Source organism: Pseudomonas sp. NPDC086566 (genome assembly GCF_050280885.1).
Classification (GTDB): domain Bacteria; phylum Pseudomonadota; class Gammaproteobacteria; order Pseudomonadales; family Pseudomonadaceae; genus Aquipseudomonas; species Aquipseudomonas vlassakiae.
The window spans coordinates 798,742-823,837 of the sequence record NZ_JBNNWD010000001.1 but is presented as its reverse complement, the minus strand read 5'-3'; the positions used below and the strand labels follow the sequence as shown (position 1 = coordinate 823,837).

Genomic DNA, 25,096 nt, shown 5'->3' with positions numbered 1-25,096 from the left:
CCATGTTCGATAACATTCGTGCAGACTTGCGCGCTCATGGGGGTGACTGGGGTGCCCAGGGATTCTGGGTACTGCTTGTCTACCGCTTTGGCCGCTGGCGTTATGGCGTGCGCCCGGCCTTGCTGCGCAAACTGTGCTCCTTGGTCTACAAGGTGCTGTTCAAGTTCGTGCAGATCATCACCGGGGTCGAGCTGCCCTGCGAGGTGGTGATTGGCCGCAACTTCGTCATCGACCACTTCGGCGGCATCGTCATCAGTGGCTATGCGCGTTTTGGCGACGATTGCCGGATCCGCAACGGCGTGGTGGTAGGCCTGAAGAATGTCGACGAGCCCATTGCACCGGTGTTCGGCAACAACGTGGACATCGGCGCTGGCGCCAAGGTGCTGGGCAATATACGCATCGGTAACAACGTGGCGATAGGCTCGAACGCGGTGGTGCTGATCGATGTGCCAGACGATTGCCTGGCAGTAGGGGTACCCGCGACCATCAAGACACGCAAGCACAGTGATGCGATGCAGTACACATGACCTAGCCCGCAGCTGACGAGTGACGCCCATGGACACAGGCATTGGAGTGGTGGTGATCGGCCGTAACGAAGGCCAGCGCCTGGAGCGCTGCCTGTTGTCGCTGATGGGGCGTGCGGATCAGCTGGTGTATGTGGATTCCGGTTCCTCCGATGGCTCGGTTCAGCTGGCGAATCGGCTGGGCGTTGAAGTGGTGGCGCTGGACATGACGCAACCCTTTACCGCCGCCCGCGCCCGCAATGAAGGTTTTGCCTGCCTGCAAGGCATCGTGCCCGGCATACGTCATGTGCAGTTTGTCGACGGTGACTGTGAAGTGGATGCCGGCTGGCTGGGCAAGGCCCAGGCGTTTCTCGACCAGCACCCTGACGTGGCAGTGGTGTGTGGCCGCCGTCGCGAACGCTTCCCCCAGCGTTCGGTGTACAACCTGCTGTGCGACCTCGAATGGGATACCCCCGTGGGCGAAGCCAAGGCCTGCGGGGGTGATGCTCTGATGCGTGTCGATGCCTTCATGGCGGTGTCCGGTTTTCGCCCGGAACTGATTGCCGGTGAAGAGCCGGAGCTGTGCGTGCGCTTGCGCGCACGGGGCTGGAAGGTCTGGCGCCTGGCCGATGAAATGACCCTGCACGATGCCGCCATGACCCGGTTCGGGCAATGGTGGCGGCGAAGCCTGCGTGCCGGTTATGCCTATGCCGAAGGCGCCTACCTGCATGGGCAGACGCCGGAGCGCCATTGGCTGCGCGAGTCACGCCGCGCCTGGTTGTGGGGCCTGAACCTGCCACTGGCGATCCTGGCGGTGAGCCTGCTGTCGGGCGGCTGGGGGCTGTGGTTGTTGCTGGTCTATCCGTTGCAGATCCTGCGCTTGGCCCGCCGGGGCGGGCGCTCGACGCGGGAGAACTGGTGGCAGGCGGTGTTCCTGGTGCTGGGCAAGTTCCCGGAAATGCTCGGCCAGGCGAAGTTCCTGCTGAACAGGTATGCGGCCGGCAAGGCGCTGCTGATCGAGTACAAATGACATGACGATGACGTTCAGATCGCTGGCCAGGAGCGTGCTCACCTTGCAGCCCGGCTATTCGCTGCGCGCGCTCAATAACAAGTTCAAGCTGACGGTAGCGATGGCCCGGGAGTGGTCTGGCCTGCAGGCGTTCGCCCAGCGCATGTCGCGGGCACTGGGCCAGGAGCGTTTCGAGCGGTTGGGCGTCGACTGCATTGGCGTGGTGCAGTGGCCTTATATCAGCAAGTGCTGGAGCGCCCCACAGCGGCTCGAAGCGGTGGCGTCGCACTATGAAGTGGTCGCCGCGCACTGTGCCCCGTTGCTGATGTTGCGACGTGACGAGCGTCGGCAGCTGTGCGACCTGTCGGCATACGCCAGCGGCTGCAGCCTGGTGCTCGACCGGCCGATCTGGTTTCAGCGCGAAGGCGAGCTGGTGGTCAACCTGTTCCAGGGCGATCTGCGGGTGGCTTCGCTCGCCTTTACCCTGTGCCGGGAAGCGGCGGGCCTGTGCCTGTATATCGGCGCAGTGCAGGGCATCCACAAGGGCGTGGACAGCGACACCTCGCTGACCATCTACCGGGAGCTGACCAAGAGTTTCGAAGGCTTGCGCCCCAGGAGCCTGCTGATCGAGGCGATCAAATGCGTGGCGAGGACGGTGGGGGCCGGGCGTATCTACGCGGTGGGGGACCAATACCGCCACCATCGCCACCCCTATTTTGGTGCCGAAAAGCACGAGGACCTGGCGGCCAACTACGATGTCATCTGGCAGGAAAATGGCGCCGGGCCATCGGACCGCGAGGACTTCTTCAGCATTCCCTTGGCCCCCGCACAACGCGCGGCAGAGGACGTTGCAGCGAAGAAACGGGCCATGTATCGCAGGCGCCATGCGTTGCTGGATGACGTGTTTGGCCAGATACAGGCCGCCTTGGCCAGCAGCCCGGTGCCGCAGGCCAGGGCAGACCTGGTCATCCCGTAAACGGACACAGATTCGGGGCTCTATGCGTATCGCTTATTTCATCAATCAGTATCCCAAGGTCAGTCACAGTTTCATCCGCCGCGAAATACTGGCGCTGGAGCGCCAGGGCATCGAGGTTCAGCGCATCGCCCTGCGGGGCTGGGATGCCGAATTGCACGACCCTGAAGACCTGGCCGAACGGCGCAAGACCCGCTATGTGCTGGAAGCAGGGTTGAAGGGGTTGCTGAGGCCGCTGTTCGACGTCGTGCGGGCACATCCCAAGCGTTTTCTTGGCGCACTGCGCCTGGCGCTTCGCCTGGGCTGGCGCGCTGATCGCCCATGGCCCTACCACGTGGTCTACCTGGCCGAAGCATGCCGTTTGCTGCAATGGCTGCAGGCATCCGCTGCGGAACATGTGCATGCGCATTTCGGCACCAACTCGACCGAGGTGGTGATGCTGGCCAATGCCCTCGGCGGGCCGGCCTACAGCTTCACCGTGCATGGGCCGGAAGAGTTCGACAAGGCGCAGATCCTGCACCTGGGCGAGAAGGTGCGCCGGGCCGCTTTCGTGGCGGCTGTCAGCTCTTTCGGTCGCAGCCAGTTGTATCGCTGGGTGGCCCATGAGCATTGGCACAAGGTCAAGGTCGTGCATTGTGGCCTGGAGCGCAGCTTCCACGAGGGGGCTGCAACGGCGCCACCCGCTGCGCCCCGGCTGGTGTGCGTGGGGCGGCTGTGCGAGCAGAAAGGCCAGTTGCTGCTGGTCGAGGCGGCCCGCGCTCTGGCGAGCCGGGGCGTGGACTTCAAGCTGGTGCTGGCTGGCGATGGAGAGATGCGCGGCCCGATCGAGGCGCTGATCGCCCGCCACGGCTTGCAGGCGCAGGTGCGTATCACGGGCTGGATCAGCAGCGCGCAGGTCCGCGACGAAATCCTCGCCGCGCGTGCCTTGGTGCTACCCAGCTTTGCTGAGGGTTTGCCGGTGGTCATCATGGAGGCCATGGCGTTGCGTCGGCCGGTCCTTACCACCTACGTGGCAGGCATTCCCGAACTGGTCTGCCAGGGTGACAATGGCTGGTTGTTCCCGGCAGGTTGCGTCGAGGCGTTGACCGAGGCCATGCTCGACTGCCTGCAGCAACCGGTGGAGGTGCTGCAACGCATGGGCGAGGCTGCTTGCCGGCGCGTGCTCGAGCGCCACGACATCGACACCGAAGCAGCCCGGTTAACCCGCCATTTCAAGGTGCCTGCATGCTGAACCTGTTGAGCGGATTGCTGGGCCTGGCGGTACTGCTGGTCCTGGTGCCGACACTGGTGCTGTTTACCCAGGTGGTGCTTGCTTGTTTGCCTGCGCCTGCGCGGGTTGCCCGGCAAGGGGCGCGTGCGCGGGTGGCGGTGCTGGTGCCGGCGCACAACGAGGCAACGCTGATCGCCTCCACGCTGGCCAGCATCAGGCCGCAATTGCGCGAGGGCGACCAGTTGCTGGTGGTCGCCGACAACTGCACGGACCAGACTGCGAACCTGGCCCGCGCGGCGGGCGCGCACGTGGTCGAACGCCAGGATCAACAGCGGCGTGGCAAGGGCTACGCGCTGGACTTCGGCGTGCAGCATCTGCGTCAGTCGCCCCCGGAGGTCCTGATCATCATCGATGCCGATTGCCAGCTCGGCGCCGGTGCGCTCGAGCAACTGGCGAACAGTTGTGTCGACAACGCGCGGCCAGCGCAAGCGCTGTATCTGATGCATGCGCCTGCCGGTGCAGGGTTGAAGGTGCAGGTGGCCGCCTTTGCCTGGCGCGTGAAGAACCTGGTGCGCCCACGGGGCTGGGCTCGGGTGGGCATGCCGTGCCAACTGATGGGGGCGGGCATGGCATTTGCCTGGCAAGACCTGGCGGGCCTCAACCTGGCGAACGGGCACCTGGTCGAAGACCTGAAGCTGGGCCTGGAGTGTGCCGCGCTGGGAAAACCGCCATTGTTTTGCCCGGACGCCGTCGTCAACAGTCACTTCCCCACCAGCCAGGAAGGCCTGAACATCCAGCGCAAGCGTTGGGAGCATGGGCACCTGGGGGTGGTGCTGGCTGAGGGGCCCAAGCTTCTCGGTCACGCACTGGTGCGACGTAACTGGCCGCTGTTGGGCATGGCCATGGACCTGTTGGTGCCGCCGCTGGCCTTGTTGTCACTACTGTCGATGGTGCTGTTCGCGGTCACCTGGCTGGCGTTCGGCGTGTTCGGCGTGCTGCTGCCGGCGCTACTTGCCACGCTGGCATTGGGCCTGCTCGGAGCCGCTGTGTTGTTGGCGTGGGCGCGCTTCTCGCGGGAGCTGATCCCGTTCTCGGTATTGCTGTACGCGCCGTTCTATGCGGCGAGGAAAATCCCCCTGTACCTGGGGTTCCTACTCAAGCGCCAGGTCGACTGGGTGCGTTCGAAACGGGATGACGGCTGATGCGGGATTGGACAGGGTTGCAACGTTGGGACACGGTCATCGGCAAGCTGCGCCTGGTCCAGGATGCAACGGATGAGCAACGCCTGCTGGCGACGTTATGTTCATCCCAGCGGGCAACCATACTGGCGTTCGTCAACGCCCATGCCATGAACCTGGTTGCCGGCAAGGCTGATTACTGCCAGGCACTCTCGACCGCTGACGTGCTGCTGCGCGACGGTGCCGGCATGGCGATATTGCTGCGGCGCCTGGGACAGCCCCCTGGGCTCAACATGAATGGCACGGACTTCATTCCCAAGCTGCTGGCGGCCTTCAATGGCAGGCGCGTGGCATTCTGGGGAACGCGCGAACCCTTCCTGTCCGAGGCCGCGCAACGCTGCGAAGCGCGGTATGGCGTGCACGTGGTGTCACGGCATGAGGGGTTCGCCGAGCTCGACACTTACCTCGGCCTTGCCCAGGCACAACAGCCGACGCTGATCGTGCTGGGCATGGGAATGCCCAAGCAGGAACAACTCGCCGCTCGCCTGGCCGTGCTCGACGGTCCCTGCCTGATCGTCTGCGGGGGTGCCATTCTTGACTTCCTGGGTGGCAAGGTGACGCGGGCGCCTTCCTGGGTGCGCCGCCTGAACGGTGAGTGGGTGTTCAGGTTGCTCAAAGAGCCCAAGCGCCTGTTTACCCGTTATGTGCTGGGTAATCCGTTGTTCCTGTTGCGTGCGCTGCTTTATGCCAGAGCGCCTGGGCAGCGAGCACAGCGGCGAAGCTGAATACTGCCTGTCGGGGCGGTCGATGAGCCCCCGCAGCAATCGCCGGGTACTGCTACAGTGATATCAATCGACGCGGGGCGCCGTGCTGCGAATTTTCAAAGGTTTTTCAGCTACCTGAGGTGAGTTTCCATCGCTTCGTTGTGATGGTCAGGCTTTTGCCACACACAGTTCAGTGAGGCCTAACGATGGTGTTCGAACCCAGAAGCAGTCGGTCGTTGCTCCAGCGAAGAAGTAGCGTCAGCAACGCCGTTCAAGCCGGCCTTGATGGGATTGCCGTCACCAGCGTGGCGTGGTACCTGATCTACGACCAGTTTGGCTACATCACCTCAGATTACGTGATCATGCTGCTGCTGCTGATCGGCGCGCTGGCGGTCATCTATGACCACTACGCCATCTACCGCAGCAATGTGGGGCTATCGGTAAAGGCCTTCCGGCTGTTCAAGGCCTGGTCGGCGACGTTCTGTTTCCTGGTGGTCATCGCCTTCCTGACCAAGCAGAGCGAAACCTATTCACGGTTGCTGGTCGTTCAACTATTCGTGATCGGCTATATCGTCCAGTTGTTCCTGCACGTGGCCATGCGTGAGTTGCAAAAGCGCTTCACCGCACATGCGCGACTGGACAATGCCTTGATCATCGGCAATGGCGACCTGGCCAACTTCCTGTATCAGAAAATCAGCAACAACCCGTGGTTCGGCGAGCGTGTGATGGGTTGTATCTGGGTCGAACAGGAAGAAGATCAGGCCCGCGCGGGGCAGGATGCAAAGCTGCGCCTGCCGGTGCTGGGCAGTATTGCCGATCTCGACGAGATCATCGCCCGGCATGGCATCCGCACGGTTTACCTGGTTACGCCCCTGGGTGGGTCCGCAGTGATTCAGGACGTGTACCTCAAATTGCTCGACAAGTGCATCGCGGTCAATTGGGTACCGGACATCTTCTCGCTGCGCCTGATCAACCACAGCGTCCGTGAAATTGCCGGGATCCCCGTGCTGACCCTGTCGGAAACGCCGCTGACCGGGACCAGCCTGTTCCTGAAAAACCTGGAAGACCGCGTGCTGGCCGCGCTCATCCTGCTCTGCGCCTCGCCGGTGTTGCTGGTGGTCGCGTTGATCATCAAGCTCGACAGCCCGGGGCCGGTGTTCTTCCGCCAGGACCGTACCGGCTGGACCGGGGAGTCGTTCCGTATCTGGAAATTCCGCAGCATGCATGTGCATCAGCCGGAAAACGGCGTGGTCGAGCAGGCGCAGCGCAATGACCCGCGCCTGACCCGGGTCGGGGCGTTCATCCGGCGCACCAGCCTCGATGAGCTGCCGCAGCTGTTCAACGTGCTGACCGGCGACATGTCGCTGGTCGGCCCGCGTCCCCATGCCTTGCAGCACGACACGTTGTACTCTCAGGACATTGTCGATTACTTCGCCCGCCACAACATCAAGCCCGGCATGACCGGCCTGGCGCAGGTACGCGGGTACCGGGGGGAAACCAAGGATATCGAGCAGATGATCCAGCGGGTCAACTCGGACATCGAGTACATCAACAACTGGTCGTTGTGGCTCGACTTCGTGATCCTTATACGAACCCTCAATGCCTTCACCGGCAAGCAGGCTTATTGACGCCGCAGTCCAGCGGGGTGAGGAGGGGCGTAATCAACTTGTCCGCCGGGGGAGCCGCTATCGCCAGGCTATTGAAAGCCGAGTGGCCCTCGCTGGTGCTCTGGGTCTTTCTGTTTTCGCCGCAGTTCGCCAGGCTGTTGGCAGATTGCCAATGCGCGAAGATCGACCTGCTGGTTTTATACACCTTTGCCATTTCGATGTTGTGGCTGTTGGCAATCCGCTTCATACCGGCCAACCCGTTCAGGGTGCATCTGCTGCTGTTGCCGTTCTACCTGCTGGCGAGCATCGACCTGTTCGTGGTGCTGAACTTCGGTTCGCGCCTGACGGCGGCCTACCTGTACATTGCCCTGACCAACTACAAGGAAGCGACGGATTTTTTCGCCACCTACTGGCGCTCCGTCACGGGTACGCTGGCGCTGTTCGCACTGTGCTACGGGGTGGGATTGGCCGGGCTCTACGGTCGCCGCCAGTACCGCAGCAAGGCCATGCTTGCGCTGGCGCTCGGCGGCTTGCTGCTGGGCTATGGGGCTTACTTCTACAAGACCGTCACGCTCAACTCGCTGAGCAAGGGCGCAGTGCTCGACCTGTTGGCGAAAGACCAGAGCACGCCCGTAGGCTACCTGTCGCAGATCGGCCTGACGGCGGCCTTGTATGCAGAGTCCAAGGGGTATATCGAGCAACGCATGGCGTCGCAGGTGAACATCACCCGCGTCTCCGACCAGGCCGACCTCGAGACGCTGGTGTTCGTCATCGGCGAGTCTTCGCGCCCGCACAACTGGTCACTGTACGGCTACCCGAACAGCACCACGCCGCACCTCGATCAACAGCCCGGGCTGTTCAAGTTCAAGCGCATGTGCACCACCGCGCCTTACACATCGGTTGCCGTGCCTTCGCTGCTCAGCCTGTACCCCATCCGCGACTGGAACCTGATTGCATCGAACAAATCGCTGGTCGGGATCTTGCGTGCGGCCGGCTATGACACGTACTGGCTGTCTTCGCAGGAGGTCGACAGCTTTGGCGGGATCATTCCGCAGATCGCCGCAGAAGCTCAATACCGCCAGTACCTCGAGCGCAGCTATGACGGTGCGCTGCTACCGCTGTTGCAGCAGGTGCTGGGCAAGGCCGACGGCCGCCGCCAAGCAGTATTCATCCACATCAAGGGCAGCCATTTCGAATACGCCCGGCGCTTCCCGAATGACTTTGCCCGGTTCAAGCCTGCCAGCGGCAGCCAGAAAGACCGGATCACGGCCGATTACGACAACTCGGTCCTGTATACCGACTGGCTGCTGTACTCGATCATGCAAACACTGGCGACCGGGGAGAGAAAAGCACTGCTGGTCTACGCGTCGGACCATGGCGAGAACCTGCTGGATGACAGCCGGGAGCTGCTGGGCCATGGCATCGGTAATCAGTATGACCTGGCGACGTCGGCGTTCGTCTGGTCCAGCGGCAACCTCTTGCCAGCGCAGATGGCTAAACTGGAAAGGTTGAAAGCCAGGGAGGACCAGCAGGTCAGCATCGGCTCGCTGCCCCATACGCTGCTGAACATGGCCGGGATATCCATGCCCGGCTATGACAGCACCCAGGACCTGCTCAGCGATGACTACAAGGCCTCGGAGTGCCCGCATCTGCTCGCGAGCGGCTATGTGCCGTCGTTCAACTTCGACGTCAAGCACATTGCCGTCGAGACATCAGGCCGGTAGCGTCAGCGGGTGCAAGGCGCGAAAGCCTTGCGCTTCTTCCACCAGCCAGTCATGCACCGCACGCGCGCCAGGCTGGTTCAGCCCGCCCGGAGGGTAGTGCACCATGTAGCGCTTGTGGTTGGTGATGGGGTGGCCAAACGGCACGATCAGGGCGCCGCGTTCAAGCTCGTCATTGAGCAGCGTGCGCCGGGCAATCGCCACGCCGACGCCGGCGATCGCCGCTTCGATGGTCAGGTGGTTGCGGTTGAAGGTATGCCCCCGGCGCACGTCCAGCCCGCCGGCGCCGATGCCCTCCAGGTAGAATTCCCACTCCGCGTATTCTGAGCTGCCGCGCCAGGCGGTGATATCGTGCAGCAGCGGGTAATGCGCCAGGTCGGCCGGGCCATGCAGCGGTGGGCGACCCCGCAGCAGCGCAGGTGAACAGACCGGGAAGATCTGCTCGTCCAGCAAAGGCGTCGACAGCATGCCCGGGTAACTGCCGTCGTTGAGGTCGATGGCCAGGTCGAAGTCGCCGGGGTGCAAGGCGTGGGCGCTGTCTTCGGCGACCAGGCGCAGTTCGATGTCCGGGTAACGCTGCTGGAAACGCGGCAATCGAGGAGTAAGCCACTTGGCCAGGAACGACGGGATCGAACGCAGGCGCAAGGTGCCGCGGATTTCACCGGCATCCAGGCGCAACAGTTCGGCCTCGATGCTGCCATAGGCCTCGGTGACCGTCTGTGCCAGGCGCTGGCCCTCGGCACTGAGCTCCACACCGCGTGCCCGGCGCAGGAACAGCTTGTAGCCCAGGCGCTCTTCCAGCTGTCGCATCTGCTGGCTGACAGCACCGGGAGTGATGTGCAGTTCGTCGGCACATCGGGTGAACGACAGGTGCCGCGCCGCGCAGGAGAAGACATGCAGCCAGACGAACAGCTGGCCATTGAGTTGACGTCGCATCGTTTAGTAACGCTAAAGCCTTGCTTAGGAAGTTTCGTTGGTCATTGGCCAGTGATCGCGGCAGTATCGCGCAAATTGGCAGGACCACTCAATTTTCTCAGACAACCGTGCGGCAGAGTACAGCGCCGACACGGTCAGGCATTAGCATGGCTATCAGTGTTTTCGACCTTTTCAAGATTGGCATCGGCCCGTCCAGCTCCCATACCGTAGGCCCGATGCGGGCGGCGGCGTGCTTTGCCCAGGCATTGCGCGAAAAAGGCTTGCTGGCCCAGGTGCAGCGCATCGAAGTGCGCCTGTACGGCTCGCTTTCAGCGACCGGGGTAGGCCATGCCACGGATCGCGCCTGCCTGCTTGGCCTGATGGGACAATGGCCGGATCGTATCGACCCGGCCACCATCGAGCCGCGCATCAAGCAGTTGCTGGAGGAGCAGTGCCTGATGCTCGATGGCAGCCACCCGCTGATGTTCCAGTATGCCCGCGACCTGCTGCTGCTGGACGAAAGCCTGCCATATCACCCCAATGCCATGACCCTCGAGGCCCTGGGCGGGCAGGGCCGTCTGTTGCACCAGACCTACTATTCCATCGGTGGCGGTTTCATCGTCGAGCAGGGCGAGATCGACGCGCCCCAGGCGCAAGCCAATGCTGTTCAGCTGCCATACGAATTTTCCAGCGGCGCAGAGCTGCTGGCACTGTGCAAAGCCAACCAGCTGAGCGTGGCGCAACTGATGATGGCCAACGAGTGCGCCTGGCGCCCGGAAGCCGAGGTGCGCGAAGGCCTGCTGCGGATCTGGGCGGCAATGCGCGATTGCGTCGACAACGGCTTGCGCAACGAAGGCATCCTGCCCGGTGGCCTCAACGTCAAGCGACGTGCCGCACGACTGCACCGCAGCCTGCAAGAGGCCGGGAAGCCCAATGTGATCGGTTCGACCCTGAGCGCCATGGAGTGGGTCAACCTGTTTGCCCTGGCGGTCAACGAAGAAAACGCCGCTGGCGGGCGCATGGTCACCGCACCCACCAATGGCGCCGCGGGCATTATCCCGGCCGTGTTGCACTACTACATGAAGTTCAACCCAGGTGCCTGTGACGACGATGTGGTGGCGTTTCTGCTGGCCGCCGCCGCCGTCGGCATCCTGTGCAAGAAGAATGCATCGATCTCCGGCGCTGAAGTCGGTTGCCAGGGGGAAGTCGGTTCGGCCTGCTCGATGGCCGCTGCAGGATTGGCCGAGGTACTGGGTGCCACACCGCCGCAACTGGAAAACGCCGCCGAGATCGCCCTGGAGCATAACCTCGGCCTGACCTGCGACCCGGTCGGCGGGCTGGTCCAGGTGCCGTGCATCGAGCGCAATGCGATTGCTGCGGTAAAGGCGATCAATGCCGTGCAGATGGCCCTGCGCGGTGACGGCGAGCATTTCATCTCGCTAGACCGGGTGATCCGCACCATGCGCGACACCGGCGCCGATATGCATGCCAATTACAAGGAAACCTCGCGTGGCGGCCTGGCGGTCGCGTTCGTCGAGTGTTGATTGGCGTTTCGCCGGCAAGTTGCCTGTACCCGCCTTGAATTGGGTATGAGGCGTAAATCGAGCGCCACGAGGGCGGCGCTCGGTCTGTGGTGTACACAGGTACCTTGACGCTACTTGCCCTTGTTCTTGAGGGTGATGAAGCTGGCGCGCATGTCCTTGGCCCAGCCGTCGAGGACTGGCTTGACGTCGTTCAGGGTCAGCTTGGTCTTGTCGTTTTCCAGCTCCTTGCCGGTACCCTTGCGCACTACCTGGGCCAGTACCTTCTGGTTGCCGCCGTCGAGGAAGGCCGCTTCGACACCGACATCCACTTCCTGGTCGCGGCCACCCATGGCGGTATTGACGCCTGCGGAAATCAGCGCGATCGGGATGAATTCGTAGGGTTTGAGGCTTTCATTGCTGGTTGACACCGCAGTGATTGCCGGGCGTACCACAATGGTGCCCGGGCCGGGTGCCTTGGCCAGGGTCAGCACGCTGCCCATTTCACGGCGCAGGGCATCGTTGAAGTAGCGGGTGATTTCATTCAGCGTCTGTTGGGAAATGACCGCCGTCGCCTGCGGCTTGGGGTAGAACTGGCTCGGCTCGATGAAGACTTGCGAATACTGGTTGATATTGACCTTGGGGTCGATCCAGCGCATCACCGATGCACCGGATGGGCTTTTCGCTTCCTGCAGGCGGCTGTAATCCTTGAGAAAGCCGGAATAGTCCTTGGGGTCCACGCGGTTGCTGGAGCAGGCGGCCACAGCGAGCAAAGCGGCGCACAACAGGGTAACGCGGGGCAGTGATTTCATGATGGTTTTGCATCCATGATGGGTCGGCCAGAACAACGCTAGCAGGTGCTTGGCAGATGGCCAGTGGGTCGGCGAAAAGTCGTTTCGGTAACGAGTTGTGGCGTTGACTTTTCCTACGATTTGGCCGGAAAGAGCGTCTATGCAATCGCGGCTACTGTTGAAAAACTATGCCCGTAACGGGTATGGTTTGGAGACCGCTCATGGAAGTTCTCAAGCGCAAGGATTTTGCGCGCTGGCAAGCCGGGCAGAAACTATCAGATGCGATGTTGTGCCAGGCGGTGAATGAAATGCGCAGAGGGCTGGTTGACGCCAGCCTCGGCGGCGAGTTGTTCAAGAAGCGTGTTGCAGGGCACGGTACTGGCAAGCGAGGTGGTTACCGGACACTGCTGTCTGCCCGAATCGGCAATCGTTATGTGTTTCTGCACGGGTTTGCCAAGAGTGACAAGGCCAATATCACGCTGGAAGAACAAAAAGCGTTGCGCTTCGCTGGCAGGGTTTTCCTGGAGCTTTGTCCCGTAGCGCTCACGCGTGCTTGCAATCAGGTGTTTTGATGGAGGTTTGCTGTGAGCAGCAAAATTGTTGAATCGTTGCGTGAGGATCTAGCCGTACTTCATGAGGCCGGGGCTGTTGGCAAGGTTACCCTTCGGGATTTCGAGATGCTCTGTCCCGCTCCGGTGCGGGATTTCAGTGCGCTGGATATTCGCCAGCTTCGCGAGGCACTGAATTTCAGCCAGCCGGTATTCGCACTGCATCTGCATACCAGCGCATCGACGGTGCGTAAATGGGAGCAGGGCGAGACACGTCCGGCAGGGCCTGCTCTAAAGCTGCTAAATGTCATTGCAATCAAGGGTTTAAAAGCGATTCTTTAGGTAATTAGTTCGATTGCGCATTTCCGAGGGTAAACCTATATAAATCATAGATTTACCCTGGTTACATAATGTTTTTTGTTAATTTGTTGCGTCGCGAGAAGGTCACTCCCGCGACGAGCTCGTCCTGACTCGCGTTTAGCCCAGCGCCTCGCGCAACCGATACCACAACATCCCCAGCGCCAGCAGCGGCGAGCGTAGCGCCTTGCCGCCCGGGAACGTCAGGTGCGGCACCGCGCTGAACACATCCAGCCCCTGGCTCTGCCCCAGCGCGATGCCTTCTGCCAGCAGCTTCGCCGTCCAGTGGGTCACGTTCAGCCCATGACCGGAATAGCCCTGGGCATAGAAGACGTTGGGGTGCTGGCTCAACCGTCCCACTTGCGGGAAGCGGTTGGCGGTGATGCCGATCATGCCGCCCCACTGGTAATCGATGCGCACGTTGGCCAGTTGCGGGAACACCTTGAGCACTTTTGGCCGCATGTAGGCCGCGATATCCTTGGGGTCGCGGCCGGAATAATGGCAGGCACCGCCGAACAGCAGGCGGCGGTCGGCAGTGAGGCGGTAGTAGTCCAGGCCGACTTTCTGGTCACACAGGGCCATGTTCTGCGGGATCAGCCTGCTGGCCACGGCTTCCGGCAGCGGCTCGGTGGCCACCACGTAACTCCCGGCCGGCAGTACTTTACCGCTCAGGCGTGGCTCCAGGTCGTCGAGGTGGGCATTGCAGCCCAGTACCAAACTCTGCGCCCGGACCTTGCCGCGTGCCGTATGCACGGTCACGGTGGGGCCGTGCTCGATGCGCAGCACCGGGCTCTGCTCGAAGATGCGCACCCCCAGGCCATGAGCCACGCGCGCTTCGCCCTGGACCAGGTCGAGCGGGTGCAGGTGGCCTGAGCCCATGTCCACCAGGCCGCCGGCATACTGGTCGCTGGCGACGATTTCGTGCATGCCCTCGGGCCCGACCAGGCGGGTCTGGTGGCGGTAGCCCAGGCTGGCCAGGTCGTCCTGTTCCGCCTTGAAGGCGGCGAACTGTGCCGGGGTATTGGCCAGTTCGCAGAAGCCCCAGCGCAGGTCGCAGGCAATCGCGTATTGCTCAATGCGGCGAGCGACCAGTGCCACCGACTCGATGCCGGCCTGTTGCAGGTAGCGCACGCCGTCCTGGCCAACGTAGCGGGCAAAGCCGCTGACATCATGGCCGATGCCGCGAATCAGCTGGCCGCCGTTGCGCCCGCTGGCGCCCCAGCCGATGCGCCGGCCCTCCAGCAGCACCACGCAAAGCCCGCGTTCAGCCAGTTCCAGCGCGGTGTTGACGCCGGTCAGTCCGCCGCCGACTACGCACACATCAGCCGTCAGTTCGCCGTCGAGGCTGGGGTAGGGCACCGCGTTGCGCGCCGTGGCGGCGTAGTACGACGTGGTATGTTGGGTATCGAAAGACATGGCGCGTTCCCGGTTCAACGGTTGGACTTGATCTTGCTCCAGGAGCGGGTCATGACCCGCATGATCTTCGGGCTCGGGGTGCTGGAGATGTACAGCTTGTCCAGCACTGCCTGGGGTGGGTAGATTTCCGGGTTGTCGACCAGTGTCTTGTCCATGTAGGCCTGGGCATCCGGGTTGGCGTTGGCGTAGCCGACCGTGGCGCTGACCTTGGCGATCACTTTCGGGTCGAGCAGGTAGTTGATGAACGCCAGGGCCTGCTCAGGGTTCTGGGCGTCCTTGGGGATGGCCAGCAGGTCGAACCACAGGTTGCTGCCTTCCTTTGGAATGCTGTAGGCGATCTTGACTCCGTTCTTCGCTTCCACGGCCCGGTTGGCCGCCTGGAACACGTCGCCGGAATAGCCGAATGCAACGCAGACATCACCGTTGGCCAGGTCCGAGACGTACTTGGAGGAGTGAAAGTAGGTGATGTATGGGCGCAGTTCGAGCAGGCGCGCTTCAGCCTTGGCATAGTCGCCCGGTTTTTCGCTGCGTGGGTCCATGCCCAGGTAGTTGAGCATTGCCGGGAACAGCTCGTCAGGGGAGTCCATGAAGGCCACGCCGCATTGCTTGAGCTTCTTCAGGTTCTCTGGCTCGAACAGCGTTGCCCACGAGTCGATATGGTCGATGCCCAGTGCGGCCTTGACCTTGTCGACGTTATAGCCAATGCCGTTGGTGCCCCAAAGATAGGGCACTGCATACTGGTTGCCGGGGTCATTCTGCTCGAGCTGCTTGAGCAGCTTCGGGTCCAGGTGCTGCCAGTTCGGCAGCTTGCTGCGGTCCAGTGGCAGGAACGCCCCGGCCTGGGCCTGGCGGGCCAGGAAGTGGTTGGAGGGCACCACCACGTCATAGCCGGTGCGGCCGGCGAGCAGCTTGCCTTCCAGGGTTTCGTTGGAGTCGAACACGTCATAGACCACCTTGATCCCGCTGCTGGCCTGGAAGTCGGCCAGGGTCGTGTCACCGATGTAGTCGGTCCAGTTGTACACGCTGACGCTGGGCGTGGCCTGTGCGGCAGCGCCGAACAGCAGGGCGAAGGTAGCGGGGATCAGGGCTTGCAGATGACGCATGTCGACACCTCGTTGGTCTTGTTCTTTGAATGCGGTGCAAGGAGGGCGCCTGGCCCTCCGCAGAGAATCACACGCTCAGCAGCAGGAACTCGCGCTCCCAGGAGCTGATGACGCGCTTGAAGTTTTCATGCTCGGCACGTTTGACCGCGACGTAGCCCTGGACGAACTGCTTGCCCAGGTAGCGCTGCACGGTTTCGCAGTCTTCCATGTGCTGCAGTGCATCCTCGATGGTGATCGGCAGCCGCAGGTTGCGCCGTTCATAGGCACGGCCCTGGACCGGCGCGCTCGGCTCGATCTTTTCGACCATGCCCAGGTAACCGCACAGCAGGCTGGCGGCAATCGCCAGGTAGGGGTTGGCGTCGGCGCCCGGCAGGCGGTTCTCCACACGCATGGCATCGGGGCTGGACGTTGGCACACGCAGGCCGGCGGTGCGGTTTTCCTCGCCCCATTCGACGTTGACCGGTGCCGAGGTGTCCGGCAGGAAGCGGCGGAACGAGTTGACGTTGGGTGCGAACATCGGCAACAGCTTGGGGATGTACTTCTGCAGGCCGCCGATGTGGTGCAGGAACAGTTCGCTCATGCTGCCATCGGCATCGGCGAACACCGGTTTGCCGGTGGCGATGTCGACCACGCTCTGGTGCAGGTGCATGGCGCTGCCTGGTTCGTCGGTGATCGGCTTGGCCATGAAGGTGGCGGTAACGTTGTGCTTGAGCGCGGCTTCACGCATGGTGCGCTTGAACACGGTGATCTGGTCGGCCAGGTCCAGTGCGTCACCATGGCGGAAGTTGATCTCCATCTGCGCCGGGCCGTCTTCGTGGATCAGCGTGTCCAGGTCCAGGCCCTGCAGCTCGCACCAGTCGTAGACGTCTTCGAACAGTGGGTCGAATTCGTTGGCGGCGTCGATCGAGAACGACTGGCGCCCGCTTTCGGCGCGGCCCGAGCGGCCCAATGGCACTTGCAGGGGCAAGTCCGGGTCTTCGCAGCGCTGGGTCAGGTAGAACTCCATCTCTGGCGCGACGATCGGCTGCCATCCTTTGTCGGCATACAGCTTGAGCACCTTCTTCAGCACGTTGCGTGGCGACAGCTCGATGGGGTTGCCCTGCTTGTCGAACGTGTCGTGGATGACGATGGCGGTGGGTTCTATGGCCCACGGGATCTGGTAGACGGCCGTCGGGTCGGGGCGGCAGACCATGTCGATGTCGGCTGCATCGAGCAGGCTGTAGTAGATCTCGTCATCGACGTAATCGCCGGTGACGGTCTGCAGCAGCACGCTTTCTGGCAGGCGCATGCCGCGTTCGTGAAGGAACTTGGCGGTCGGTGCGATCTTGCCGCGGGCGATGCCGGTCAGGTCGCTGATCACGCATTCGACTTCGGTGATGCGGTGTTCTTTCAGCCAGGTGGACAGCTGATCGAAGGGGGCGTTCATACAGACCTCTTGGTTGGGTTTTTGTGTGCGCGGCAGGAGCCGGTGACTTCCCAGGTGGCGCGCTGGAGACTATCTTGAGCGCAGGCCCGCAAAGCCATCTATCCACTTTCTTCAGCGAAGAATGCACCAAAAGAGTGCAAATAGGACAAAGCGTGACAACGCCCAATGCCTTGCAAGTCCAGGCTTTCCACACCACGGATGTCACCGAACAGGTGCGCGCCACCCCCGGTTGGCAGCAGCAGTACCGGCAGATGTCGCCAGGGCATTTCAGCGGCCAGCTGCGCTGTCTGGGGCTCGATGGCGTGGAGGTTTACGAGGAGCGGCTCAACACTCGCGTCGAGCAGTTCTTCCGCGCACCGAGCGGTTCGCTGGCGTTCTGTTTCGACCAGAGTGAGAACAGCCTGTACCTGCTCAACGAGCAAAGCCGCAACATCTGGATCACCCCGGAGAACTACCAGGAAGTGGCCGTGGTGTTCGACCATGCCTTTCTCGCCCGCCATGGCCTGGACCCGCAACGCCTCGAAGGGTTGTTCATGGTGCCGCTGGGCAGTGGGCAGAATGCGCTGTTCGGCAGTTGGCTGAGTGCCACCTTGACCCGCCTGGGCGAGGCCGATTGCCCATTGCAAGGGCAGGCGCTGGCGGAGCAGTTGCTCGAAGACTGCCTGTTCATCCTCGACAACGCCTGCCAGCGCTTGCAAGGCGGGGCGTTGGGGCGGCGTGGCGAGGAGCGGGCGATCATGCAGCGGGTCAGCGAATGGGCGGCAGATTGCCCGGATGAGACCCTCAATCTGGTCGAGCTGGCCGAGGTGGCCGGTGTGTCGCTGCGCCAGCTGCAGCAGGCGTTCAAGGCCTTCACCGGGATGCCACCGGCGCACTGGCTGCGCTTGCGCCGCCTCAACGGTGCGCGGCGGGATTTATTGCGCGGCGGGGAGGTGACTGTGGCCGAGGTGGCGATGCGCTGGTCATTCTGGCATTTGGGAAGGTTTTCAGAGAGTTACCGGCAGTTGTTCAAGGAGTTTCCGAGCGAAACACTCAAGCGGAGGAGAGGTTGAGCATTCCGTTACCTGTACCCGCGAAAGGGCCGGTACAGACAACCCAGCATTCCCATTGGAAAGTTGCTATCGTGCCCGGCAGTTTCCACCCGAGGTCCCGATGTTCTACCTGCCTTTGCCCAGCGATCAGGCCGACCGCCTGGCCAGCGTACCTACCGCCACCGACTACTTCCCGAGCTCCAGCCTGCTGGAAGCTGCCGCCGTGCTGTTCGTGCAGAACCTGCCACGCCAACCGGCCAGCGCCTCGGCGCACGCCCAGGAACGCCGCTTCGCCGAAATCGTGCGGATCGCCAATGAAGTCGAGCGCGCAGCCCCGGGCCGCTTCCAGAGCCAGGTGGCGCAGCATTTCGACCGCGAGGCGTTCGCCATGGGGCTGGGCATGCTGGGTGAGAACGGGGTCGCCCTGGTGTCGGCCGACACCGAGTACCAGGCCAATGAGTTCCTGGATGAAGAAGGCCAGTGGAATTTTCAGTTCGCCGAACATTACCGTCAGCGCGTGACGCCACTGCATCCGGTCTACCTGCCATCACTGGCCAGTGACCTGATGCTCAGTGACCAACAGCACCGCCTGCTGCGCGAGTTTGTCTGCGGTGTCGACGAATCGGTCGCCGTGCAGGGGTTCGCCGGCACCGGCAAAACCTTCCTGATCCACCAGTTCGCACGCCTGCTCGACCCTCAGCGCACGCTGCTGCTGGCTCTTACCGAAGGCCAGCTGCGGGCATTGCAGGCACGGGTCAAGGATGCCCAGGCCTACACTGCGCTGACCTTCGGCCAGTTGGCCGACGAAATTCTCAACCGCGACCTCACCAGCAACGGCTGGCGCCTGCGCGACCCGTACCGCACCAAACTGTCCTGGCGCCCGCAAGAGGCGCAGGTGGTGCGCTGGCTGGGCATTCCCGACATCGGCCCGCTCGCTGCGCGCGATGTGGTGGCCCTGTGCGTCAAGGCCGTGCGCAGCTTCTGCCGCAGCGGCGACAGCCAGTTGCAGCTGCATCACCTGCCCTGGGCCGGGCCGGGTACCTCGCCGCTGGACCAGCAAGTGCTGCTGGAGAAGGCGCGCCTGTATTGGCAGGAGCTGATTCGCCCGTCAGCCCGCGAAATCCAGCTGCCAGTGCGTGACTATCACCGGGTCAAGCTGTTGTCGCTGACTGCCGAGGTGATCGACAGCCGCTATAGCCACGTCATCGTCGACGAAGCCCATGAACTGTCCGCGCCGATGCTCTCGGTGCTCGATCGCAGTCCGCAGTCGGTGATTGCCCTGGGTGACGAGCTGCAGAACCTCAATGGCCTCAGCCCGCACCATGGCAATTTCATCCGCCAGCGTTACATCGACCACTCGCTGCGCGCTGGCCCGGCCATGGACGGCGTGCTCAACCCGTTGATCCAGGCGCACCCGGCGGCGATCCAGGCGGCCTTCAGCGGCAGTGCCGAGCATTACACGCGGGTGAGTTTCTTCGACACGGTGACCGTGCCTGAGCAGCCAACCGCCTTGATCGTCGATGACGAGTGGGGCCTGTTCGGCTGGTTCCAGCGCCTGACCCATCAAGGGGTGCCCTTCGTGCTGCTGCAAAGCGCGCGCAAGGACTTCGAACTGTTCGTCGAGGATTGCATCGAGCTGTTCCGCTATGGCACCCGTGCCCGCCATCCGATGTTGTTCCGTTACCCCAGCTGGCAAGCGCTGGAGCAGGACAAGGGCGACGACAAGGCCTTTGTCGCCGTGGCCGGGATGCTGCGCAAGGGCTATACCCCTGAGCATTTTGCCAAGGCCAAGAGCCGTTACCGCTGGGACAAGGCGCCAAAGCTGTTCCTTGGCCGGGTGCGGGATGTGAAGAACATGGAGTTCGCCCGGGTGATGGTGTCGCCGGAGCTGATGGTGGCACCGAGCACGGCGGGCAATCGCAACGAGCGGGCGCGGCTGTTGGCCGGGCTGTATACCGCCTGTTCGCGGGCGCGGCATGAGCTGATTGTGCCGGGGAGGATGCTGGACTGGGTCAAGGACCAAGTCCGGGGTTGAGGGATTGGGGCCGCTTTGCAGCCCCAATCAAGGTCAGTTGCGATCCAGCCATACGGTCTGGGCATTGGTGAACTCGCGCACCCCAAAGTGCGACAGCTCACGCCCGAAACCGCTCTTCTTCACGCCGCCAAACGCCACCCGGGGGTCGGACGCGCAGTAGCCGTTGATGAACACGCCACCGGTATCCAGCGCGGCAGTCATGCGCTCGGCCAGCGCATAGTCGGCGGTGTAGATGGTCGACGCCAGGCCGAACTCGCTGTCGTTTGCCAGCTCAACCGCATGATCGGCGTCACGGGCAGTGATGATCGCCGCCACTGGCCCGAACAGCTCCTGCTTGAAGGCAGTCATGTCCGGGGTGACGTTGGCCAGCACGGTGGGTGCGTAGAAGTTGCCAACCCCTTCGACCTTGTCGCCGCCCAGCAGCAGGGTGGCGCCTTCGGCCAGTGTCGCCTGCACCTGGCCATCCAGTTCGTCGCGCAGGTCATAGCGGGCCATCGGGCCAATGTAGGTGTCGTCTTCCAGCGGATTGCCGACTTTCAGCTTGCGCGTGGCTTCGACGAACTTGTGCGTGAATTCCTCGACGATGCCTTGTTCGATGATCAGGCGCTTGGCGGCGGCGCAGACCTGGCCGGTGTTCTGGTAGCGACCGATCACGGCGGCCTGCACCGCGGCGTCGATATCAGCATCAGCCAACACGATGAACGGGTCGGAACCGCCAAGCTCCAGCACGCATTTCTTCAACGCGGCGCCCGCCTGGGCACCGATGGCCATGCCCGCGCGCACGCTGCCGGTCAGGGTCACGGCGGCGATGCGTACGTCGTTGATGGCGCGAGTGACGCCGTCCGGGGTGACGTTCAGCACTTCGAACACGCCTTCGGGCAGGCCGGCGTCCTTGAACAGTTCACCCAGCAGGTAGGCGCTGCCCATCACGTTAGGTGCGTGCTTCAGGACATAAGTGTTGCCGGCCAGGATCGCCGGCACGGCGCCGCGCAGCACCTGCCAGACCGGGAAGTTCCACGGCATCACGGCGAGGATCGGGCCCAGCGGGCGGTACTCGATGCGGGCTTTCTCGACCTGGGTCGGCTCGGCGGCGAGCATGGCCGGACCGTGCTCGGCATACCAGCGGCACAGGCCGACGCACTTGGCGACTTCACCACGGGCCTGAGCGATCGGCTTGCCGATCTCGCGGCTGACCATCTGGGCGAACGCTTCGGCCTTGGCTTCGAGGGTGCTGGCCAGGGCGAGCAGGTACTCGCTGCGCTGACCCAGCGACACTTGGCGCCACTGGCCGTAGCCAGCCTTGGCACGTTGCAGCGCCGCTTCCAGTGCGGCGTCGGTGTCGAAGGGGTAGGCGCCAATCTGCTCGCCGCTGAACGGGTCGACGGAGATGGCGTGGGTCAGGCTGCTGATCGCACTCATGGCGGGTCACTCTCGTTGTTGTTACTCGGTGACGCCAGACTAGAGGGCTATGGCTTTAATGAAAACTGAATAATAATGAGCGAAACATTCACGTTTGGAGAATGACTGTGGATCTGGTGCAACTGGAGATCTTCAAGGCCGTGGCCGAACAGGGCAGCATCAGCGCCGCCGCCCAGCATATCCATCGGGTGCCGTCGAACCTGACCACGCGCATCAAGCAGCTGGAGGAAGACCTCGGCGTCGAACTGTTCATCCGCGAAAAGAGCCGCCTGCGCCTGTCACCGGCGGGTTGGAACTTCCTGGAATACACGCGGCGCATCCTCGACCTGGTGCACGAGGCTCGCCTGACCGTTGCCGGCGAGGACCCCCAGGGCACCTTCGCCCTGGGTTCGCTGGAGAGCACCGCGGCGGTGCGCATCCCTGCGCTGCTGGCGGCCTACAACCAGCGCTACCCCAAGGTCGACCTCGACCTGTCCACCGGCCCCTCCGGGACCATGCTCGAAGGTGTGCTGGCGGGGCGCCTGGTGGCGGCCTTCGTCGATGGCCCGGTGCTGCACCCCACGCTCGAAGGCATGCCGGTGTTCGAGGAGGAAATGGTGATCATCTCGCCACTCAACCATGCCCCGGTCACTCGTGCCCAGGATGTCAACGGCGCGAACATCTATGCCTTTCGCGCCAACTGCTCGTACCGTCACCACTTCGAGAACTGGTTTGTCCAGGACCAGGCGGTGCCTGGCAAGATCCACGAAATGGAGTCGTACCATGGCATGCTCGCCTGCGTCAGCGCCGGTGCCGGCCTGGCCATGCTGCCGCGCAGCATGCTCGACAACATGCCTGGCTGCAGCACGGTCTGCGCCTGGCCGATGCAGGAGCAGTTCCGCTACCTCAAGACCTGGTTGGTATGGCGCCGTGGCACGGTTTCGCGCAGCCTGAGCATGTTCGTGAAACTTCTCGAAGAGCGGCGAGCGGCGTGAACATCAGCACGGTGTGAGGTCAAACGTCAGGTAAGCCATCTCCTTGAGGAGGAGCTGACCATGCGTAACCATCACCATGCTGTGGGCACCACGTTGCTGATCGCACTGGCGCTGCCCTGGACCCTGGCCGCTGCTGCTGAAGTGGACGACCACAACGCGCCCATCGACATGCAAGCCGTGCAAGTGCAGCCGCAGGAGCAGAATGGCGTGCGCTACCTGGCGGGCGGTATCGGTCAGGATGAAGCCAATGCCATACGCCGGACCCCGGGTTATGACCTGCACGTCGAACTGTCGACCGGCGCACACGGCCAATTCGAAAGCGGCGCTGCCGTCGACATCCAAAATGCACAAGGCAAGTCCGTGTTGAGCCTGCAGGATGCCGGACCGTTGGTCTATGTACAGCTGCCACCCGGCCAGTACCAGGTCATCGGCCAGGTGCAGGGTACAACGGTCCAGCAACGGGTCACGGTGAACGGCAAGACGCCTGTCACCGCAAGCCTGAACTGGCATTGAGCGTCCATAATCAGCGGAGTACATCTGTACTCCGCCTGGGCGGGGACCTGCCGCCATCAGCAGCAGGGCACTGCCGGTAAATTCAAACAATGCTGGCAATTTACTTTCAACTTTCTGATTATCTGGACAATAATCAGAAAAGTGTTTCCCCGTGTGACCGGTTGGATGTACCGTTCACCGCAAAAATCGAGGGGCTCTAGCCCCCACTTGCCCGTGTGACCATCAGGAGAAGTCATTGATGAAAACCCGTCTTGCCAGCACGCTGGCCGCCGCCCTATTGGTTCTCGGGGGCACCCCTCTGGCCCAGGCTGCTCAAATTTCCGGCGCCGTTGGTGCCACTAGCCAGGGCGACATGACGTACCGTCTCGGTATGGCGTTCGACTGGGACAAGCAGTGGCTGAAGAGTGACATCGGTTATGTGACGGGCTACTGGGATGCAGCCTACACCTACTGGGAAGGGGGGGACGCCAGCGGCGCTCACTCGCTGTCGTTCAGCCCGGTGTTCACCTACGAGTTCAGCGGTTTCACCTACACCCCGTATGTCGAAGCCGGTATTGGCCTGGCAGCCTTCTCCAAGACCGACGTGGGCGACCAGAAGCTGGGTTCGGCAGTCAATTTCGAAGACCGCATCGGCTTCGGCCTGAAGCTGCCGGGTGAGCAGAAGGTGGGCGTTCGTCTGATGCACTATTCCAATGCCGGCATCAAGCAACCGAACGACGGCATCGAGTCGTACTCGCTGTTCTACAGCAAGCGCTTTTGAGTCAGTCAACCCAAGGCTCGGGAGCATCCCAGGTCTTGGGTTTGCATCGGCGTTTAAAGGTGTAGTCGAATGGCCAAGAAATCATTGCCTCTTCGCGTTAACAGCTTTAACTCACCCTCGTTGAATAGCAAGTTTTCCAGTTGCAGTTTAGCGTCCTGAAAGTGGCCTTGGCTGCCAAAGGTTTCATCCGTGTCTCCATTTGCCAACAATCGTGTTACGGTCGCATCATTCGACTCATCGATGCCGTTTCGTTGATTGGTACCGATCATGACACGCTGTTCCGAGTCGATGCCTACTCCGTGAACTGTGTTCCACTCAAAGTTGTCAAAATAAACATTGGTCAAACCATCATTGCCAAACTCAGTATCGATACGACCATCTAACAAGTAGCGCCGTACAATCAACGCGGATTTCTCTCCAAAGTTTCGAGGGGTCCCGGCGACCGTTACAATTCGCTGGTTTTCAAGATCCACCGCAACCTTTACCTCTTTTCGAAAAGCGGCGACTTGTCGAATGATGAAGTTGGTATCCAACAGGCCATCGGGCCTGAACCTGGCGATGACTTGACGCCAATCGGTAGTTCCGGCAAGAAGCAGACTGCCGTCATCAAAAAAATAGCTGTCAGTGATTGTCAATGGGTAAGTGGGCGTACCTGGTTCTACGTCCAGTATTGGCAGCGCAAGTTGCGTTTTACTGCCGTCCTCGCCTAGCCCCGGCAGTGGCATGCCTGATAGAGGGTCCAGCAAGGCAAGCCAGGCCGTCGGCGCACTGTCTGTACTGCGCTTTGCCATGTATAACGACCTGATGGCGCCGCCGACTCTCTCACTGCGTAACACTTTGATCGGTTCTTTGGTATTGGGTTCAGTCGGCGCATTATCCGGGACATGAAGCGTAATGCCCAACTTACCGAAACCGGCCAGCGCAGTGAATGTCAGGTCGTACTGGCCCACTGCGCAAGTCTCGGTGTCGTCATCTGCTTCCCTGAAATACGTTTTGGCTTGTGCGACATACGTGTTGCCTCCACGGCTATGCGTGAGCATTGAAAAGTGCCCGGCGGATGCATCTTGGCCGGTCGCTACGATGACCGGTTTGAATCCCATTGCATCGTCCCACTTTCCATTGGGGGTCAGACGGCTAAAGTAATTTCCGCGCTCCTCTCCTTGGGATGAGCAAGCTACGGAAAGGCTGCCGTCCGTATTTTGAGTGACGGCGATAACGTATGCATTTTTATCAGGAGGCATGCCGGGGAATGCGGCATAACCATTTTCGCCATAACCCGTATCGAGTTCTCCAGCTTTTTTCAACATTGTCTACTCTCCCGTT

At 62.2% G+C, this 25,096-nt stretch carries 23 protein-coding genes; 16 read left to right on the top strand and 7 right to left on the bottom strand.

Annotated features, from left to right (window positions below):
• The first annotated feature begins 2 nt into the window (after nt 1–2).
• The 8 genes from ACQKPS_RS03915 (at nt 3) to ACQKPS_RS03880 (ending at nt 8,968) form a co-directional block, all read left to right on the top strand.
• Complete coding sequence (locus ACQKPS_RS03915) at nt 3–527, top strand: serine acetyltransferase (protein WP_283724556.1); 525 nt, start codon at nt 3–5, stop codon at nt 525–527.
• A 28-nt stretch (nt 528–555) separates the two neighbouring features.
• Nucleotides 556–1,533, top strand: coding sequence for a glycosyltransferase (locus tag ACQKPS_RS03910; RefSeq protein ID WP_427602822.1), 978 nt, complete (start codon nt 556–558; stop codon nt 1,531–1,533).
• Between the two features lie 7 nt (nt 1,534–1,540).
• Nucleotides 1,541–2,488: a DUF535 family protein gene (locus ACQKPS_RS03905; RefSeq protein ID WP_313202768.1), complete on the top strand. Its 948-nt coding sequence runs from the start codon at nt 1,541–1,543 to the stop codon at nt 2,486–2,488.
• 22 nt (nt 2,489–2,510) lie between these two features.
• Entirely contained in the window at nt 2,511–3,716 is a 1,206-nt protein-coding gene (locus ACQKPS_RS03900) for a glycosyltransferase (protein ID WP_427602820.1), read from the top strand.
• Nucleotides 3,710–4,897, top strand: coding sequence for a glycosyltransferase family 2 protein (locus ACQKPS_RS03895; RefSeq protein ID WP_427602818.1), 1,188 nt, complete (start codon nt 3,710–3,712; stop codon nt 4,895–4,897). The genes ACQKPS_RS03900 and ACQKPS_RS03895 overlap by 7 nt, the downstream gene beginning before the upstream one ends.
• The gene (locus ACQKPS_RS03890; RefSeq protein ID WP_427602816.1) at nt 4,897–5,658 is read left to right on the top strand and encodes a WecB/TagA/CpsF family glycosyltransferase; all 762 of its coding nucleotides are present in this window, start codon (nt 4,897–4,899) and stop codon (nt 5,656–5,658) included. The genes ACQKPS_RS03895 and ACQKPS_RS03890 overlap by 1 nt, the downstream gene beginning before the upstream one ends.
• A gap of 185 nt (nt 5,659–5,843) precedes the next feature.
• Nucleotides 5,844–7,265: an undecaprenyl-phosphate glucose phosphotransferase gene (locus ACQKPS_RS03885; RefSeq protein WP_283724562.1), complete on the top strand. Its 1,422-nt coding sequence runs from the start codon at nt 5,844–5,846 to the stop codon at nt 7,263–7,265.
• Between the two features lie 95 nt (nt 7,266–7,360).
• Nucleotides 7,361–8,968, top strand: coding sequence for a phosphoethanolamine transferase (locus ACQKPS_RS03880; RefSeq protein ID WP_427602814.1), 1,608 nt, complete (start codon nt 7,361–7,363; stop codon nt 8,966–8,968).
• Here the strand turns inward: ACQKPS_RS03880 and ACQKPS_RS03875 are convergent.
• On the bottom strand, nt 8,957–9,901 hold the full coding sequence (locus ACQKPS_RS03875; RefSeq protein WP_254485330.1) for a LysR substrate-binding domain-containing protein: 945 nt from the start codon (nt 9,899–9,901) through the stop codon (nt 8,957–8,959). The genes ACQKPS_RS03880 and ACQKPS_RS03875 overlap by 12 nt on opposite strands.
• Before the next feature lie 146 nt (nt 9,902–10,047).
• Here ACQKPS_RS03875 and ACQKPS_RS03870 point away from each other — a divergent pair, with 146 nt between their 5' ends.
• Nucleotides 10,048–11,424 (top strand): L-serine ammonia-lyase, encoded by a 1,377-nt coding sequence (locus tag ACQKPS_RS03870; RefSeq protein ID WP_254485331.1) that lies wholly within the window; start codon nt 10,048–10,050, stop codon nt 11,422–11,424.
• 110 nt (nt 11,425–11,534) lie between these two features.
• On the opposite strand, the gene ACQKPS_RS03865 is transcribed toward ACQKPS_RS03870, so the two are convergent.
• Nucleotides 11,535–12,212 carry a DUF3313 domain-containing protein gene (locus tag ACQKPS_RS03865; protein ID WP_254485332.1) on the bottom strand — a complete coding sequence of 226 codons (678 nt, stop codon included), beginning with the start codon at nt 12,210–12,212 and terminating at the stop codon, nt 11,535–11,537.
• Nucleotides 12,213–12,412: 200 nt separating this feature from the next.
• Here ACQKPS_RS03865 and ACQKPS_RS03860 point away from each other — a divergent pair, with 200 nt between their 5' ends.
• Both ACQKPS_RS03860 and ACQKPS_RS03855 read left to right on the top strand, forming a co-directional pair.
• A complete protein-coding gene (locus tag ACQKPS_RS03860) occupies nt 12,413–12,763 on the top strand; it encodes a type II toxin-antitoxin system RelE/ParE family toxin (protein WP_427602811.1) in 351 nt (116 codons plus the stop codon).
• Nucleotides 12,764–12,775: 12 nt separating this feature from the next.
• Nucleotides 12,776–13,081, top strand: a complete 306-nt coding sequence (locus ACQKPS_RS03855) for a helix-turn-helix domain-containing protein (protein WP_254485333.1) — start codon at nt 12,776–12,778, stop codon at nt 13,079–13,081.
• Nucleotides 13,082–13,216: 135 nt separating this feature from the next.
• On the opposite strand, the gene ACQKPS_RS03850 is transcribed toward ACQKPS_RS03855, so the two are convergent.
• From ACQKPS_RS03850 to ACQKPS_RS03840, 3 genes are all read right to left on the bottom strand, one after another.
• A complete protein-coding gene (locus tag ACQKPS_RS03850; protein WP_254485334.1) occupies nt 13,217–14,512 on the bottom strand; it encodes an NAD(P)/FAD-dependent oxidoreductase in 1,296 nt (431 codons plus the stop codon).
• Nucleotides 14,513–14,526: 14 nt separating this feature from the next.
• The gene (locus ACQKPS_RS03845) at nt 14,527–15,615 is read right to left on the bottom strand and encodes a polyamine ABC transporter substrate-binding protein (protein ID WP_254485335.1); all 1,089 of its coding nucleotides are present in this window, start codon (nt 15,613–15,615) and stop codon (nt 14,527–14,529) included.
• Nucleotides 15,616–15,682: 67 nt separating this feature from the next.
• A complete protein-coding gene (locus tag ACQKPS_RS03840; protein ID WP_254485336.1) occupies nt 15,683–17,041 on the bottom strand; it encodes a glutamine synthetase family protein in 1,359 nt (452 codons plus the stop codon).
• A 152-nt stretch (nt 17,042–17,193) separates the two neighbouring features.
• On the opposite strand from ACQKPS_RS03840, the gene ACQKPS_RS03835 reads away from it, so the two are divergent.
• Nucleotides 17,194–18,093 (top strand): helix-turn-helix domain-containing protein, encoded by a 900-nt coding sequence (locus ACQKPS_RS03835; RefSeq protein WP_254485337.1) that lies wholly within the window; start codon nt 17,194–17,196, stop codon nt 18,091–18,093.
• A gap of 100 nt (nt 18,094–18,193) precedes the next feature.
• On the top strand, nt 18,194–20,107 hold the full coding sequence (locus ACQKPS_RS03830) for an AAA family ATPase (RefSeq protein ID WP_427602808.1): 1,914 nt from the start codon (nt 18,194–18,196) through the stop codon (nt 20,105–20,107).
• A 33-nt stretch (nt 20,108–20,140) separates the two neighbouring features.
• On the opposite strand, the gene ACQKPS_RS03825 is transcribed toward ACQKPS_RS03830, so the two are convergent.
• Nucleotides 20,141–21,526: an aldehyde dehydrogenase family protein gene (locus ACQKPS_RS03825; protein ID WP_254485339.1), complete on the bottom strand. Its 1,386-nt coding sequence runs from the start codon at nt 21,524–21,526 to the stop codon at nt 20,141–20,143.
• A gap of 107 nt (nt 21,527–21,633) precedes the next feature.
• Here ACQKPS_RS03825 and ptrR point away from each other — a divergent pair, with 107 nt between their 5' ends.
• The 3 genes from ptrR (at nt 21,634) to ACQKPS_RS03810 (ending at nt 23,773) form a co-directional block, all read left to right on the top strand.
• A complete protein-coding gene (ptrR, locus tag ACQKPS_RS03820; RefSeq protein WP_254485562.1) occupies nt 21,634–22,500 on the top strand; it encodes a putrescine utilization regulator PtrR in 867 nt (288 codons plus the stop codon).
• Between the two features lie 60 nt (nt 22,501–22,560).
• Nucleotides 22,561–23,013: a carboxypeptidase regulatory-like domain-containing protein gene (locus ACQKPS_RS03815; protein WP_254485340.1), complete on the top strand. Its 453-nt coding sequence runs from the start codon at nt 22,561–22,563 to the stop codon at nt 23,011–23,013.
• Between the two features lie 238 nt (nt 23,014–23,251).
• Entirely contained in the window at nt 23,252–23,773 is a 522-nt protein-coding gene (locus tag ACQKPS_RS03810; protein ID WP_254485341.1) for an acyloxyacyl hydrolase, read from the top strand.
• A gap of 53 nt (nt 23,774–23,826) precedes the next feature.
• Here the strand turns inward: ACQKPS_RS03810 and ACQKPS_RS03805 are convergent, their stop codons facing one another.
• Nucleotides 23,827–25,080 (bottom strand): hypothetical protein, encoded by a 1,254-nt coding sequence (locus tag ACQKPS_RS03805; protein WP_254485342.1) that lies wholly within the window; start codon nt 25,078–25,080, stop codon nt 23,827–23,829.
• Nucleotides 25,081–25,096 lie beyond the last annotated feature (16 nt).

Coding starts and splice junctions, on each gene's coding strand:
- ACQKPS_RS03870 (WP_254485331.1), top strand. CDS start 10,048: ATGGCTATCAGTGTTTTCGACCTTTTCAAGATTGGCATCGGCCCGTCC.
- ACQKPS_RS03900 (WP_427602820.1), top strand. CDS start 2,511: ATGCGTATCGCTTATTTCATCAATCAGTATCCCAAGGTCAGTCACAGT.
- ACQKPS_RS03825 (WP_254485339.1), bottom strand. CDS start 21,526: ATGAGTGCGATCAGCAGCCTGACCCACGCCATCTCCGTCGACCCGTTC.
- ACQKPS_RS03840 (WP_254485336.1), bottom strand. CDS start 17,041: ATGAACGCCCCCTTCGATCAGCTGTCCACCTGGCTGAAAGAACACCGC.
- ACQKPS_RS03845 (WP_254485335.1), bottom strand. CDS start 15,615: ATGCGTCATCTGCAAGCCCTGATCCCCGCTACCTTCGCCCTGCTGTTC.
- ACQKPS_RS03885 (WP_283724562.1), top strand. CDS start 5,844: ATGGTGTTCGAACCCAGAAGCAGTCGGTCGTTGCTCCAGCGAAGAAGT.
- ACQKPS_RS03890 (WP_427602816.1), top strand. CDS start 4,897: ATGCGGGATTGGACAGGGTTGCAACGTTGGGACACGGTCATCGGCAAG.
- ACQKPS_RS03875 (WP_254485330.1), bottom strand. CDS start 9,901: ATGCGACGTCAACTCAATGGCCAGCTGTTCGTCTGGCTGCATGTCTTC.
- ACQKPS_RS03860 (WP_427602811.1), top strand. CDS start 12,413: ATGGAAGTTCTCAAGCGCAAGGATTTTGCGCGCTGGCAAGCCGGGCAG.
- ACQKPS_RS03810 (WP_254485341.1), top strand. CDS start 23,252: ATGAAAACCCGTCTTGCCAGCACGCTGGCCGCCGCCCTATTGGTTCTC.
- ACQKPS_RS03905 (WP_313202768.1), top strand. CDS start 1,541: ATGACGTTCAGATCGCTGGCCAGGAGCGTGCTCACCTTGCAGCCCGGC.
- ACQKPS_RS03805 (WP_254485342.1), bottom strand. CDS start 25,080: ATGTTGAAAAAAGCTGGAGAACTCGATACGGGTTATGGCGAAAATGGT.
- ACQKPS_RS03915 (WP_283724556.1), top strand. CDS start 3: ATGTTCGATAACATTCGTGCAGACTTGCGCGCTCATGGGGGTGACTGG.
- ACQKPS_RS03850 (WP_254485334.1), bottom strand. CDS start 14,512: ATGTCTTTCGATACCCAACATACCACGTCGTACTACGCCGCCACGGCG.
- ACQKPS_RS03910 (WP_427602822.1), top strand. CDS start 556: ATGGACACAGGCATTGGAGTGGTGGTGATCGGCCGTAACGAAGGCCAG.
- ACQKPS_RS03895 (WP_427602818.1), top strand. CDS start 3,710: ATGCTGAACCTGTTGAGCGGATTGCTGGGCCTGGCGGTACTGCTGGTC.
- ACQKPS_RS03865 (WP_254485332.1), bottom strand. CDS start 12,212: ATGAAATCACTGCCCCGCGTTACCCTGTTGTGCGCCGCTTTGCTCGCT.
- ACQKPS_RS03815 (WP_254485340.1), top strand. CDS start 22,561: ATGCGTAACCATCACCATGCTGTGGGCACCACGTTGCTGATCGCACTG.
- ACQKPS_RS03830 (WP_427602808.1), top strand. CDS start 18,194: ATGTTCTACCTGCCTTTGCCCAGCGATCAGGCCGACCGCCTGGCCAGC.